This is a genomic window from Acidobacteriota bacterium (assembly GCA_012729555.1).
In the GTDB taxonomy this organism is placed as follows: Bacteria; Acidobacteriota; UBA6911; order UBA6911; family UBA6911; genus UBA6911.
This window is the reverse complement of record JAAYCX010000010.1, coordinates 110,723-125,245: the sequence shown is the minus strand read 5'-3', so window position 1 is coordinate 125,245 and position 14,523 is coordinate 110,723. Positions and strand designations below refer to the sequence as shown.

10 protein-coding genes are annotated in these 14,523 nt (G+C 64.7%); 6 read left to right on the top strand and 4 right to left on the bottom strand.

Going from position 1 to position 14,523, the window contains the following annotated elements; genetic code table 11:
- Window positions 1-40: 40 nt before the first annotated feature.
- Entirely contained in the window at window positions 41-1,816 is a 1,776-nt protein-coding gene (locus tag GXY47_01805; GenBank protein NLV29863.1) for a CocE/NonD family hydrolase, read from the top strand.
- Between the two features lie 86 nt (window positions 1,817-1,902).
- Here GXY47_01805 and GXY47_01800 read toward each other — a convergent pair whose 3' ends face one another.
- Window positions 1,903-3,066 (bottom strand): family 43 glycosylhydrolase, encoded by a 1,164-nt coding sequence (locus GXY47_01800; protein ID NLV29862.1) that lies wholly within the window; start codon window positions 3,064-3,066, stop codon window positions 1,903-1,905.
- Window positions 3,067-3,307: 241 nt separating this feature from the next.
- Between GXY47_01800 and GXY47_01795 the strand changes: the two genes are divergently transcribed.
- The 4 genes from GXY47_01795 (at window position 3,308) to GXY47_01780 (ending at window position 8,510) form a co-directional block, all read left to right on the top strand.
- A complete protein-coding gene (locus tag GXY47_01795) occupies window positions 3,308-4,423 on the top strand; it encodes a nuclear transport factor 2 family protein (protein NLV29861.1) in 1,116 nt (371 codons plus the stop codon).
- Between the two features lie 97 nt (window positions 4,424-4,520).
- Window positions 4,521-5,345, top strand: coding sequence for an alpha/beta hydrolase (locus GXY47_01790; GenBank protein NLV29860.1), 825 nt, complete (start codon window positions 4,521-4,523; stop codon window positions 5,343-5,345).
- Window positions 5,346-5,426: 81 nt separating this feature from the next.
- Window positions 5,427-7,070, top strand: coding sequence for a tannase/feruloyl esterase family alpha/beta hydrolase (locus tag GXY47_01785; GenBank protein NLV29859.1), 1,644 nt, complete (start codon window positions 5,427-5,429; stop codon window positions 7,068-7,070).
- Window positions 7,071-7,157: 87 nt separating this feature from the next.
- Window positions 7,158-8,510 (top strand): hypothetical protein, encoded by a 1,353-nt coding sequence (locus GXY47_01780; GenBank protein NLV29858.1) that lies wholly within the window; start codon window positions 7,158-7,160, stop codon window positions 8,508-8,510.
- 34 nt (window positions 8,511-8,544) lie between these two features.
- On the opposite strand, the gene GXY47_01775 is transcribed toward GXY47_01780, so the two are convergent.
- Window positions 8,545-9,405 carry a hypothetical protein gene (locus GXY47_01775; protein NLV29857.1) on the bottom strand — a complete coding sequence of 287 codons (861 nt, stop codon included), beginning with the start codon at window positions 9,403-9,405 and terminating at the stop codon, window positions 8,545-8,547.
- Between the two features lie 157 nt (window positions 9,406-9,562).
- Window positions 9,563-11,158: a carboxylesterase family protein gene (locus GXY47_01770; GenBank protein NLV29856.1), complete on the bottom strand. Its 1,596-nt coding sequence runs from the start codon at window positions 11,156-11,158 to the stop codon at window positions 9,563-9,565.
- Between the two features lie 321 nt (window positions 11,159-11,479).
- Between GXY47_01770 and GXY47_01765 the strand changes: the two genes are divergently transcribed.
- Window positions 11,480-11,950 carry an HAD family hydrolase gene (locus GXY47_01765; GenBank protein NLV29855.1) on the top strand — a complete coding sequence of 157 codons (471 nt, stop codon included), beginning with the start codon at window positions 11,480-11,482 and terminating at the stop codon, window positions 11,948-11,950.
- Window positions 11,951-11,964: 14 nt separating this feature from the next.
- Here GXY47_01765 and GXY47_01760 read toward each other — a convergent pair whose 3' ends face one another.
- The gene (locus GXY47_01760) at window positions 11,965-14,511 is read right to left on the bottom strand and encodes an HD domain-containing protein (protein ID NLV29854.1); all 2,547 of its coding nucleotides are present in this window, start codon (window positions 14,509-14,511) and stop codon (window positions 11,965-11,967) included.
- Between the last annotated feature and the right edge of the window lie 12 nt (window positions 14,512-14,523).

Sequence of the window (14,523 nt, the reverse complement as noted above, 5' to 3'; positions counted from 1 at the left end):
CGCATCATCGGAGACATGAAGAATGAAAGGAAACCGCACCATGAAACGATACCCCTTGCTGACAATCCTGGTTTTCTGTGCCTTTACGCTCGCTTGCCGTGACGAGGGCGCATCCACGGACCATCGCATCTCCAGGCCGGGCGAATATTCCGGCTTCAGCGACGCCATGTACGGCGAGGATTACCAGAGGACATCCCGGTATGTCCCGGTGAGCGACGGCACCAGGCTCGCGATGGACCTGTATCGCCCGAAGGATGCAGCAACCGGCGATGTCGTCGAAACCCCGCTTCCGGTCCTGTGGATGCATACGCCCTATAATCGCAGGTATTCCAACAACGACGGGGCCCTGACGGTGGACAGTTACCCCGGAACGGCGGGAAGGCTGGTGAAATACGGCTACGTGGTCGCCACCGTGGACTTCCGCGGCCTCTATGCGTCCTTCGGGCATAACGAGGCGTTCAACCGCGGCGAATGGGTGACTGCGGCGCGCCGCGATGCGTACGACATCACGGAATGGCTGGCGCAGCAGCCGTGGAGCAACGGCAAGATCGGAATGTGGGGGTGTTCGGCCACCGGCGGCAGCCAGATGCAGGCCGTGACGACGGCGCCTCCCCATTTGAAGGCCGTATTCCCGATGAGTTGCGAATTCGATGTCTATCCCTTTCGCGTGCCCGGAGGCATGGCGAGTGCCCAGGGCGCTCCCGCGAGGCTCCTGTCCACGCAACAGGCCCGCGATGCGGCGGCGGCGCCGGTGGACGGCGATACGGACGGGTCGCAGTTGCGTGCAGCCATTGCCGGGCACGCCGGCACGGTTGAAGATCCCGGCTATGCGCCCTACCGGGACAGCATCGCCGGCGCCATCACGGACCCCGCATCCCGGCAGTGGTGGGTCCGGAGCAGCCCCCACACCTACCTGGAGGAGATCCGCTCTTCCGGAATCGCCATGTATCTGGCCGCGAACTGGGACGAAGGGCCCACCAAGCACGGCGCTTTCTTTACTTTCAACAACGTGACCAACCCGGCGAAACTGATCGTGGGACCCGCGGGCCACTGTGGCTGGCTAGCGGTCCAGAGCCAGACCGGATTCGACATCACCGTCGAGGAGCGCCGTTTCTTCGACTATTGGCTCAAGGGGATCGACAACGGCATCATGGATGAAGATCCCGTCTATTATTACACCTACAACGCTCCGGCCGGCACCGAGTGGCGTTCGGCCAAACGGTGGCCCCTGCCCGAGGAAACAAGGACCCGGTACTACCTGGGAGAGGGCTCGCTGGGCACGGAAGAGCCGGCGGGGGCGGATTCAAAAGATCAAACCGTCGTCGCCTACGATGTCACGCCCGGTAACCCGGCGGCCGGGGGACTGGTATATGAAACCGCCCCGCTCGGCGCGGACCTGCAGGTCACCGGGCATCCCGCCGTCAGCCTGTGGGTATCGTCCACCGCGACCGACGGAGATTTCATCGCCGCCATCGAGGATGTCGCGCCGGACGGTTCGGCCGCCTCGTATAACGTGCACGGCCGGCTCCGGGCCTCCCTGCGAAAGCTGCACGATGCGCCCTATAACAACCTCGGGTTGCCCTGGCACCGCTTCTACGGGGCGGACGCGGCGCCCCTGGAGCCCGGGCGGCCGGTGGAGCTGGAATTCGAACTGCTACCCATATCGACGGTCTTCAAGGCAGGCCATCGCATACGGCTGGCGATTACGTTCGCGGACAGGACGACCCCGAGGCTCGATCCCGCTCCGAAGGTGACGATCCATCGCGATTCCGCCCACAGATCCTATGTCACGTTGCCCGTAATCCACCCGGATTGAGCGCGGCCGATCACCTGATTGCGGACCTGGGAGCCGGTGGTCTCGAAACCCGGCCCCAAAAACGACCGGACTCTCCTGAGCATGGCTCAGAAGCGGTACCTGTCTTTCAGCACGAGTGTGTCGCCGGAATCGTCGACGTTCCAGAGCTGCGGCTTGCGCGGCCCGTTCCCTTCCGAGTGATGAAGGAGGAAAAGCAGCTTCCCCTCGAATGTCCGGAAGAGCATGCCGTGCCCGGAGTTGTCCCCCTTGAAGGCCTCCGGCTCCTGCATCCATGGCCCCCGGATGCTTCCCGACGCCGAATAGGCGATACCCTGCGCGTAGCGGTGCTCGCCCCAACTCGACCACAGCATTCCCAGCCTGCCCGTCCGGGTCCGGAACAGCTGGGGTCCGTCGGTCACCCACCCCGGCATCTTCAGGCCGAAGGTCGCTTCGCCCAGACTGTTCATCTCCTTCGCCCATGGCGCCTCGCTGGCGCGAAACAGGGTAGTGGGCTCGGCGGTGCGACGGGTGAGGTCCTCCGAGAGCGGCATGGAATCGATCGTGCCGTCGATGATCTGGGTCCACTCGTGGACGAAGACCATGTAGGTCGTACCCTCTTCCTGATAGAGCGTGCCGTCGATAATGTCCCAGTCCCCGGGACCGAGGCAGAACTCGAACTCGGGAACCAGAGGCTTGTAAGGCCCCGCGGGCGTGTCGGCCACCAGCAGCTGGGTCTGGTTGGTGGGAACGTTGTACCGGCGCGGAATGTTTTCGATCAGGTGCCCGTGATCGTTCCAGGTGCCCGCCAGGTAATACCTGTCCCCGATGTGATGGATCTCCGCCGCCGCCACGAAGTTCCCTTCCATCCACGTCCCCTCGAGATCGATGATGGAATAGGGGCCGGTCCACGTCTCGAGGTCCTTGCTCTCGTAGAGACGCCCGCCGGTGCCCGTCAGGTAATAGGTGCGCGACTTCCCGTCAGGGTAGATGAAGGGATCGCTCATCGAGAGGTCCTCGAGGGAAACGGTCCTGATTCGGGGTTCGGGGCGCGGCGCCCCGGCCGCCGGCTTCCGCCCGGCGGCGCCGGGCGCCGGAATCGGCCCGCCGAAGTTCTTCTGTCCCGGGGCGGCAGGGGGCGCCTGTTCCCCCGGGACGGCCGGATGCTTCACCCGCGTGTGCTCCTGGGCCGCGGCCGGCCTCCCACTTCCCCAGGTTACCAGCGTCATCATGAAACAAGCGGCCGCCAGAACGGATATCGATAATGTCTTCACGGTTCCTCCTGGCCCGAGGGGAATCCTCCCCGAGGATCGGGGCCATCATTGAGGGGAGAGCTGCAGGCTTTGATCCCGACACGGTAACATTTTATAGGCATTTCCGTCCGGCAGCGCAAGCGTGAAGGGAAAACCATAAAGCGAATGCTTTGGCAATATCCCGTATCCGTGCTAGGTTAGCCCTGTATAACCCCGATATATCCAAAACCTTGATCTTTTTGCCAGAAAAGAGGAGAAGCTCATGCGGACCAAGTTATTGGCGATCGCCATGATGGCGTTCCTGCTTTTGGTTGTCGCGGCCTGTCAATCCGGAGGCCCGGAAAAGGCCGCTCTCAAGAGCGCCGTGACCGATGGCGCCGAACCTTCGAGCGCGTGCGACCGTGCCTGCCTGGAAGGTTACGTCGACAGATATATGGACGCCATGCTCGCGCACGACCCGGCCAGGACCCTTTTTGACGCCGACTGCAGGTTCACCGAGAACGGCGTGCAACTGCCGCTCGGCAACGAGGGCCTTTGGTCCACCATGGTCGGCAAAGGCACCTATAAATTCTATGTCCCCGATGTGGAAACGCAGCAGGTCGCCTTTATCGGGACCGCCCGGGAAGAAACGGCCAAACCCGGGGAGGGCAACCCCGTCGCGGTCGCGCTTCGCCTGAAGATCCGGGGCGGCCTGATTACGCAAGCGGAGCAGATCGTCGTGCGGCCGGAGAGCAACCTGCTCGACCCCGGCCGCAAGCGACCGCCGTCGGCTGCCGAAAATATCGAAAAAATGGGCCGTCCGCATCCCGTCTACCTCGAGGTGATTCCGCCCGAAGAACGACCTTCGCGCGAGGAGATGATCCGGATCGCCAATATGTATTTCTCGGGATTACAGCGCAACGACGGGAAAGGCGAGTACCCCTTCTCCGACGACTGCGATCGCTATGAGAACGGGGGACGCGCCACCAACGTTCCGCTCAGACCGGGGCAGAAAAGGCCGGACCCGCTCACCGAGGTCTCCTATTCGAGCGCCTGGGGCTGCAAGGAACAGTTCCAATCGGGCCTCATGCATTTTGTTTCGCGCATACGCGATCGCCGCTTCGTGGCGGTGGACCGCGAACGCGGAATCGTTTTCACCTTCAATTTCTTCGATCATGCCGCGGGTAAAACCCGGCGATTCCAATCGCCCGACGGCCGCGACCTGGTCGCCGGGCCCACCGAACCATGGACCTGGCAGCAGGCGGAACTGTTCAAGATAGAGAAGGGGAACATCCGCCGGATCGAAGCGGTTCTGCAGCGATGCCCGTACGGGATGAACTCCGGATGGAGCACCTACGAGCAGGGTTTGTCGGAGGAGATCCAGGACATAAGGGAGTGAGCCTGGAGAAACTCCGCCCCCTCTCCCTGCGCCGTAGAAAGGGGATGGTCATGCCGCCATTTCCCGGGAATGACCGGAGAAAAGAGGGGAAAGCCCCATGAATCTCGGAAACGCCGCAGGGATCGTCATGATGGCGGGGGCCATCGTGTTATCGGCGGGATGCTCCGTGCAAAATCGTTTTCTCTACTATCCGGACCGGCGCCTGCCGACGACCGGGGAACTGGCCGCGCTGAATCTCCGTTTCTGGCCTGCCGGACCTGCGGCCTATCGCGGTTTCATCGGCGCTGCCGGGGTCGCGGATCCGAAGGGAACCGTCATCGTCTTCCACGGCAACGCGGGGACGGCCGCGGACCGGGGCTACTACGTCGATGCGTTGGCCCCGCTCGGCTATCGCGTCATCCTGGCCGAATATCCCGGGTACGGCAAACGGGAGGGGAAGTTGGGCGAAGCGTCGTTCGTCAGCGATGCGAAAGCGACCCTCCGGCTGGTGTCCGGGCGATATGGAAGCCCGGTCTTCCTGCTCGGGGAATCCCTGGGCTGCGGGGTGGCGGCGGGACTGGCCGGGGACGGATCCCTCCCGATCGACGGCGTGCTCCTGATCACGCCGTGGGATACGCTCCTGGCCGCGGCCAAACACCATTTCCCGTGGGCGCCGCTCGGGCTCCTTCTGAGAGACAAATACGACACCGTCCGAAATCTGAAAGCCTACCCGGGCAGGGTCGGCGTCGTCGGCGCGGAAAAGGACGACATCGTTCCGATCAGGCACGCAAGGGCTCTCTATGAGTCCCGCACCGGCGACAAACGGATGTGGATCGTTCAAGGCGCCGGACACAACGACTGGATGGAGCGGGTCGGCCCGCCGCAGTGGCGGGGGTGGATGGATTACGTCCGTGGAGTCCAGGCCGGGCGAGAGGACCCGTAGGCCGGCCGCAAAGCGGTGGATCGGGCAAAAGCCCTTAAAAGTACGAACCGGATGGCCGCAACCTGCAGGGAGGATATCCCCATGTTATTGAGAACCGAAGTCATCAAAAGAGTGTTCTGCCGGCCCCCCATGGTGGCCGGGTTGTTCCTCTCACTCCTGGCAACCGCGCCCTTCATTGAGAGGACCCGCGGATCCGACAAGGCTGCCAATCCTCGTGCCTGCAAAGCGATTGCGGAACTCGCGGGGCCCGATTTCCTGGTCCATAGGGCGGAGATGGTTCCGGCCGGGCCTTTGCCGGGGCAAACGGGCATCCGGGAGAATCTTCCCGAGCATTGTCTGGTTCAGGGTACGCTGAATCCCCGCATCGGTGCAGGGGGCCGCGAGTTCGGCATCGGTTTTGACCTGCGCATGCCCACGGATTGGAACCACCGCTTTGTTTTCCAGGGCGGCGGCGGAATGGACGGCGAATTACCCCCCGCTTTGGGTGATATTTTCGGATCGATCAAGCCCTCCGCGTTAGCGCGTGGTTTTGCCGTTGTCGGCACGGATGGCGGACATCGCGGCTCGATGATGGACGCCTCTTACGGCGTCGACCAGCAGGCCCGGATCGATTACGCCTACAACGCACTGGACAAGGTGACCCTGAAAGCCAAGGAACTGATCGAACGCTATTACGGCGCCGCGCCGGAGTACTCTTACCTGTTGGGCTGTTCAAACGGGGGGCGACAGGGGCTCATGGCTTCTCAACGCTTCCCGCTCTATTTTGATGGTATCGTCGCCGGCGATCCGTCCATCCGGTTCTCCAGGGTGGCCGTGGATCAGATGTGGAACCTCCAGGTGCCGGCCCGTATTGCACCCAGGGATGAAAAAGGGCGCCCCGTCATTTCCCGTTCCTTTTCGGACGGTGACTTGCGCCTGGTTGCAGAAGGGGTTCTTAAGCGTTGTGACGCCCTGGACGGCCTTGCAGACGGGATGATCCATGACTGGCAGAGGTGCGACTTTGACCCCGGCGTGCTGACCTGCCAGGGAGATAAAACGGACACCTGCCTCTCCGATGCGCAGGTGGGCGCCCTGCGGGACATGTACTCCGGCCCGCGCGCGAGTGACGGGACGCCGCTTTATAACTCCTATAATTATGACACCGGCATCGGCGGTCCTGCCTGGCGCGCCATGCACATCGGCTCGTCGGGTACCGGGGAATGGGACGCGGCGGATGCGACACTCGGTTTGAGCAACATCCGTTTCTATCAACTGACGCCCCCGGATCCGGACCTGGATCCCATGGATTTTGATTTTGACCGGGATGTGGAACGTACCCGCCATACCGCAGCGATGAGCGATGCCGACTCGCCGTTCCTGTCTACGTTCGCCCTTCACGGGAAAATGATTGTCTATAACGGTCTTTCCGATCAAGGCATGGCCTCCAGCGTGCTTGCCGACTGGTACGACGAGGTAGTAAAAGTCAACGGCGAATCGATCCGCGATTCCGTGCGGCTGTTTTTCATTCCCGGCATGTGCCATTGCGACGGCGGGCAGGCCACGGACCGGTTCGACAAGCTCGAAACGATCATGGCGTGGGTGGAGAAGGGAATGGCGCCGGATCGCATCATCGCGACAGGCGTCTCTTTTCCGGGCGTGTCCCGGCCGCTTTGCCCGTACCCTCTGGTGGCGCGCTACAAGGGGGGTGACGTGAACAGCGCCGACAGTTTCAGGTGCACCGAATAGCGCGGGCAATGTTGCGGGCCGGGCCGTTGCGATACAGAATGGCGGTATCTCCGGGGCGGCAAGACCGAGGAAAAGGAGTGTCCCCGAATGGATGGACGACTGGGCAGGCCGTTGCTTTACAGCTATGGAATCGCCGATCTGTTTTTCGTCATGCTGACCAGCGTGGAGGTCTATTTCTTCGCGGCGTTCCTGACCGACCACGCCGGTTTCTCGCTGGCCGTCTTCGGCAGGATCCTCACGATCACGAGCCTGGCCGACATCGTCTGCGCCCTGGCCGGAGGGGTCATCCTGCAGAGAGTCACCCTCAGGTTCGGGGGGAAATACCGCTCATGGTTCCTGATAGGGCCGCTCCTGTTTCTTCCCCTGTCGGTTCTGCAGTTCACGAAAATCGGCACCGATTTCACCGCATCCGCCTTCATCATTTTCGGCTTCGTAACCAGCCATCTCCTGTGGAACGTCGTTTCCGCCGCGAACGGGTCGATGGTGGGACGGCTGAGCACCCTTCCGGATGAGAGGACGATACTTTCGAGCAGCCGGGCGCAGGGGATGGCCGCGGCCGGACTGCTCTTTTCGTTCACCGGCATGCCCCTCATCGTCTACTTCGGCCGCCTGACCGATCCCATCAGCGGCTTCACACTCGCGACGGCCGTATTCGGGGCGGCGACCATCCTCGGCTACCTGTACATCTACCGCCTCACCGCCGGCAGGGACCCGTATGACGAAGCGGCCGCCGGCGCCCGAGGCGCCGGACAGCCGCTTCGTGAAATCGTCGGCCTGGTATTCAAAAACCCCCCCCTGCTCCACCTGATCATCGCCCAGACCTTCAACATCACCAGCCTGTTCATGGTGTCGGCGCTCGCGGTCTATTACTTCACCTATGTCCGCAGCGACCCGTCGTTCGTTTCCATGTTCATCCTCGTCACCAGCGTCGGACGGTTCGCCGGCACGCTCGTCGCGAGCTGGATCGGCGTCAGGATCGGCAAGCGCAAGTGCTACTGGATGTTTCTCCTGCTGGCGGGGCTCCTCTATTCCCTCGCCAGGCTGACCGGCGGCACTTCCTGGGGATTCACCCTCATGATCAGTCTGGCCATGATGGTGTACTCGATCGCCGTATCCATGCTCACGGCGATCTTTTCCGATACGGTCATCTACGGGGAGTGGAAAACGGGAAAAAACATCCGCGCGTTCACCATGGCCCTGATGAATGTCCCGATCAAGGTAGGCGTGTTTCTCCGCAGCGTCATCCTGAGCGTCGGCCTGGCCGCGATCGGTTTCGTGGCGAACACGGCCCCGACCCCGTTTGTGGTCAGCGGCATCAGTTCCATGATAACGCTGATCCCGGCGGCCGCGTGTATCCTCGCGGCCGCGATTTTCTACTTCGGGTACCGCCTGGACGACAGGCAGGTCCTTCGCATGCAGGAGGAAATCACTTCCCGCTAGAGGACGCCCGCCGGGAGCGGTTTTCATCTCCCGTTCACCGCGCCGGAAAATTCTTCCGTTCGATGGTCCAGTCCTCATCGGTGCACAGGCCGCATTGGTCACCCACGAAACGGGCAGCCGCCTTCGCATCACCCTGTAATTGCCAGTTCAGCCAGTCCACCGCCACCTGCGCGGCGGCACCGCCGTTTGGCTGGTGGTAGGTGCCGCCATGACCTACCGGCAGGTTTGCTACCGCCACGGGGACATGGTCGATCAACCGGAAGTCTTCCATGCCATTCTCATAGGCGACGTCGGTCGGTCCGCCCAGTATGTAGAGAACGGGCGTGTGATAGGTCTTGACCGTCGACTTGGGCACCTTGAAGCCGGGCATGGTGGCGCGCTCACCGTCATAGGTGCCCGTGTTCTGCATGATCAGGGTCTTCACGCGCGGGTCCCCGGCGACCAGGGCCGCCTGCAGGCCTCCACAACTGAATCCCGAGACGGCGACCTGCCGCGGATCGATGCGCCCGAAATACGCGCTCCCCTGACGGGTGTTCTCGGCCAGCGCCCAGTCGATGGCCTTGGTGAGATCCGATGTTTCGGTGCGCGGGAAGGGCTTTTGCCCCGCCGCGGGCGCATGGGCTCCCGGGCCGCTGAGTATGCGACCGGACGCGATCACCAGGTAACCATGGGACGCCAGCTCGAGCAGATGGAAGCGGGTGCTGGCCCCGTCGTCCGAACAGCCTCCGTTTCCCCACGCGACCACGCCCAGCTTTTGCGAACCCATCGCCGCCAGGTTGGCCGGTCGATACACCACGTGCCGTGGGAGCTCGGGAATCTCCTCCTTCATCGCCGGGTAGTCGCCGGTCCCCGGGGTGTCCGGTACGTTGTTCTGCCCCGATCCCGGCGGACCCATCGCCGCCCGATCGGGCCCACCGCCGCGGGACGCGGGCGGCTGCTGGGCGGTGACCGCCCGCGCGCCGAGCAGAGCGCCGGCCAGCACCATGAGGGTTATCAGGCGGTTTGCGGCACGCATAATCATGGACAGCCTCCCTTCTTCACATTTGCGCTCTTTACTGCTCTGGGCGGTTCTTCCCGGCCTGTTCCCTGCGCCATGTATAATACGCATCATAGGCCTTCAGCTTTTCCAGGTTCGGGACCGGTCTGGCGGCGGCGGCATCATCGAAATGCAGTACCTTCTGGTCTTCCTCGGTGAAGTTGGGCCAATCCGGCAGGCCGGGTCCGTTCGGGTCTCCCTTATCGGCAAAATGAATCCAGTAAGCCTGAATCATTTCGGAAAGAGCCAGATCTTCCGGTCGGGGCTCGCCGCCCAAGCCTCCAAAATTCCCGAACACATAGGGGACCTCGTCTGCATGATTGGCGCCGTCGGGGGATCTCGGCGTCCGATGGTCATAATAGTAGAGAAACACCTTGCCCTTCCCCATCCGGGATTGAAGCCGGGCCCAGGCCCAGGTAGGCCAGGAAAAGGCGAATTCGCGGAAGACATCGGCCGAGGCACGGGCCGCCTCGGCGTCGGTCGCATGGGGATAGGCTTCCAGGATGACATCCGCCCGTTCTCCATAACCGGATCGGATCTGTTGCTCGAACCGGTCAGGGGTAGCAGGACCCCGCATGAACAATCCGCCTTCATTGGAATTGGTGCCTGCCAGGATCGGGGTGTCGTTGAACTCCCCTCTTGTATACAGTTCGTAAGGGTCTCCCGGGATGACATATCCATCGGCCACGGGCCAGAAACTCGCGCCGCCGCCCATTCCTCCTCCGGCGGACTCCTGGATCCGTTCGGCCGGCAGAGCCCGCGCGGCCTCGATGCCGTCGACGCCGAGTTTCTTCAGAAAGCTCTCTCCATCCGATTCCGCCAGCTTCAGCGAGGGAACATTCATTCCCGCTCCCTCTACGACCCGCGGCGGAGCAAAAGAGCCGCCGCTTTCGGAAATGGCACGCTGGAACAGCCCTTTGGCGGGGGGCGCGGCGGCCAGCATGCCCACCGCGATTCCTCCCGCGGATTCGCCGAAAATCGTTACGCGCGACGGGTCACCTCCGAACCGGCCGATATTGTCCTTTACCCACTGGAGTCCGGCTATCATATCCTGAAGTCCATAGGTTCCGGATCCCCGGCCGCTTTCACCGCTGAGCTCCGGGTGCGCCATGAATCCGAAGACGCCGAGCCGATAGGCGAGGCTTACAAGAACCACCCCTTTTTGGGCGAATTTTGTTCCGTCGAACATCGGCGTGCCCGTCATTCCACCGACAAACGCGCCGCCGTGAATCCAAACCATTACCGGCCGCCTTTCATCGACCTTCCTGGCTCCGGTCCAGATGTTCAGGTACAGGCAGTCCTCGCTGAAATTCGCGGGAGCGCCCGTCATCGCGGCCATGCTCGCGTCCTGCATGCATCCGCAGGCGTATGCATCCGCATCTTTTACACCCGTCCATGCCTCCACCGGCTTCGGAGCCTTCCAGCGCAGATCGCCGACCGGAGGGGCTGCAAACGGAATTCCCTTGTACGCAAAAATTCCCTCCCGTTCGACACCTTCGATGGTGCCTCCGGTCACCTCAACGGTCGTTTTCAGGGGCGGCGAACTGCATGCGACGGCAAATAGAACAGCCACCATTAACGCAAAAAAACAGCCTGAACGCTTTGATAGCATCCCTCTTCTCCTTATGATGAAAAAGTGCCGGGCATGACCCTGCCGCATATCGGCTGCGAAAGCACCCTCTTGACTATGGTGGCATTGTAACCGAAGATCGCGGCGATCGGTTTGGATTTTTGACGCACCGGGATTTGTTGCAGGGCACGCGCACCCCCCCCGGCGGCGACCTTGCCGGACCTCCCGGCTCTCTGTCCAATGAGGCACGGGCTGGTCGGGGCGATGGATTCTGTAACGGGGCGCCGATTGTTTTCGGCGCCGGCATCGGTTACTCTGCCGCCCGCCGCATTTCGCCGGGGATTTTGCCCGAGGAGGACGCGCATGATCGAGATCGATATTCCGGGACTGGGCCCCCTGCGCCTGCGCCACCTGGTCCTGGACGTCAACGGGACCCTCGCCCTGGACGGGGGGCTGATCGAGGGGGTCGGGGAGCGGCTCCGGCGGCTGGCCGGGGGGGTCGAGGTCCACCTGGTGACGGCCGACACCTTCGGAACGACCGGCGCCATCGCCCGGGCGCTCGGGCTCCCCTCGACCCTCATCCCCCCGGGGGGGCAGGCGGAGGCGAAGCTGGCCTATGTCGAGCGGCTGGGGGCGGACGCCGTCGCCGCCGTCGGCAACGGGGCCAACGACGCGCTGATGCTCGAGCGCGCGGCCCTGGGGATCGCCGTCCTAGGGCCGGAAGGCGCGGCCACCGCCGCCCTGCTCGCGGCGCCCGTGGCGGTGCGCGACATCCGCTGCGGGCTGGACCTGCTGCTTCACCCCCGGAGGCTCGCGGCCACCCTGCGCCGCTGAGCCGCCCTCCGCCGCTATCCGGCCAGTTCGGCGCGGAGCCGGCCGGTCCACCGGTCGAGTTCGGCGTCGGGGATCGGGCCGGCGCCGGCGGTGACGTAGAAATTGTTTTCCGCGCGCCCGTTCCAGGTGGCCACCTTGGCCGAGTGAATGTGCAGACCGCAGCGTGACAGCGCGCGCGTCATGAGGTAGAGGAGCCCCTGGAGGTCGGGCGCCACGATGTGGACCACGGTGTGCTCTTCCGACAGGTCGTTGCGCAGGTCGATGGCGTCGATCATGACCCCGCCGGCCGGGCTTTTGCCCGACCGGGTGAGGAACGCCTCGACGTCCTCCCCCCCGGCGAGCACCCCCACGAGGGCCGACCGGATGCGGCGCGCGCGGCTTTCCGAGATCTGCATCCGGTGGGAGCGGACCCGGAGCGTATCCAGGAGGACCGGCCGCTCCCTCGGCATGGTAAAGGCCCGGGCCCGGTGGATGTCGACGCCGCACCCGTAGAGGACGCCCGTGATCCTCGCCAGCATCCCGGGCTGCGGGTCGTCGGGCGCGCAGATCGTGAGCTCGGAATAGTCGTCCCCGGGGCGGTTGTAGACGTCGAGCACCACCGTCTCGGCCTCGAGCCGCTCCAGGAGCTGGAGGTGGAACGCGATCTCCTCGAGCGGCGTGTTCAGGACGTAGCCCGACGGCATGGTCCCGCAGTGTTTCATGACGGAAGCTTCGTTCTTGGCTTGCAGAGCTTCCAGCTTGCGCCGCACCACCACCTTGTCGTCCCCCGTCCCCCCGTCCTCGCGGGTCTCGGCCTCGGCGCGGGCGTAATGCTCCTGCATCCTCCTGTGGAGGTCCTCGAGGTCCCGGAAATCCATGGAGGTCCAGTTGTTCTCCCCGACCGCCACGGTGTCGACATAGGTCAGGACCTCGAGGTGGCCGAGGGCCTCGGGATCGGGCACCCGCTCGGCCACCATCTGGATGACGTGGGGGGACTGGAGGTCGTGCAGGCGCGCCGTGCGCACCAGCAGCAGGTGGTGACGGACGAGGAGGTCGAGCAACTTCCGCTTTTCGGGGGCCAGCCTCAGGCGGCGGGCCACGCCGGCGGCCAGGACCGCTCCGGCCTCGGCGTGGTCCCCGGAAGGGGAGAGCTTGCCCGCGTCGTGCAGCAGGGCCGCGAGGCAGAGCAGGTCGAAGTGGGCGCACCGGCCGAGCAGGTCGGCGAACCATCCCCCCCTGGGGTCCTCCCCGGCGCGCAACCGCCCGAGATGGGCCACCATCCGGATCGAATGCTCCCCCACGGTGTAGCGGTGGGCGGGATCGGGCGGGACGAAGCGCATGACCTCGGAGAACCCAGGGAGGAACCGGTCGAGCAGGCCGCAGCGCAGCAGCTGCCTCAGGGCGGGTTCCACCCCGCGGCCTTCCCCGAGGATGTCCATGAAGGCGCGGATCTCCCCGTCGGACGGCTCCCCCTCCCCCGCCGGCGCGGGGGAAGCGTCCAGCCGCTCGAGTTCCCGCACTCCGACAGGGATCCCGTAGCGCTGGGAGGCCCGTAAGAGGTCGACGGCCGCCCCGGGGCCGGTGTCCCCCGGCCTCCGGGACAGGACCCCCTCCTCGAGGAGGGCGCCGTCGACGGCCCGGGGCCCGGCGAGGAGGGCGAGTGCCGCCGTCTCCCGGAACCGGTGGAGGGTCTCGGCGTGCCCGAGGTGCCGCGCGAGCCAGTCCTGGGCCGCCGTGCCCGCAAGTTCGCGCGCGATCCGGTCCTGGTAATTCGTCATCAGCACCTCCGCGCGCCTCCCGGCGGCCAGGTGCAGCCAGCTGCGCGCGCGCCAGAACCAGTCGGCGGCCGCGCGGATTTCGGCGAGCCGCGCCGGCGCGAGCAGCCCGCGCGCGGCAAGCTCCCTCTCCAGGTCCACGCCCCGGACCCCCAGCAGCAGCTGGAAGATCCAGCGGGCGCGATGCAGCTCGCGCAGCCCCCCCGGACCCTCCTTGAGGTTCGGCTCGATTTCGTAGAGGGAGCGCTCCCGCCCCACGGGAGTCCCCCCCGGCGGGGACTCGAGCATGATGTCGAGCGGGGAGAGGGTTTCCCTGACGCGGCGCTCCATCGCTGCAACCAGCTCAGGGGCGCCGCAGACGGGGCGCAGGTCGAGGAGCGCCGTCCGGGTGGGCACGTCCCACGAGCCCGCCTCGACCACGGGGCGGAAGGCGTACCCCACGTGGACCTCCCGGAGCGACAGGAAGACGTCCATCACCAGCCTGAAGGCCGTGTGGACCGCCGCCTCCACCCAGGGGTCCTCCTCCTCGGACGGGATGAAGGCGATGTCGATATCGGAAAAGGGGTGGAGTTCCCGGCGCCCGTAGCCCCCCGTGGCCACGACGGCCAGGCCGGAGCCGGGTGCGCGCGCCGCTTCCCGGTCCGCGGCCTCGCACGACACGGCGTAGATCTCTCCCAGCAACCCGTCTATCAGGTCGGAGTGCGCGGCGGGCAGATCCCGGCCGGGCGCGTCCCATCGGACGCGGCCGAAGAGCCCACTCCTCCCCTCACGCAGCTTTCGCCGCAGGCGCTCGATTTCGTCGTGCATGACCGGGTAACT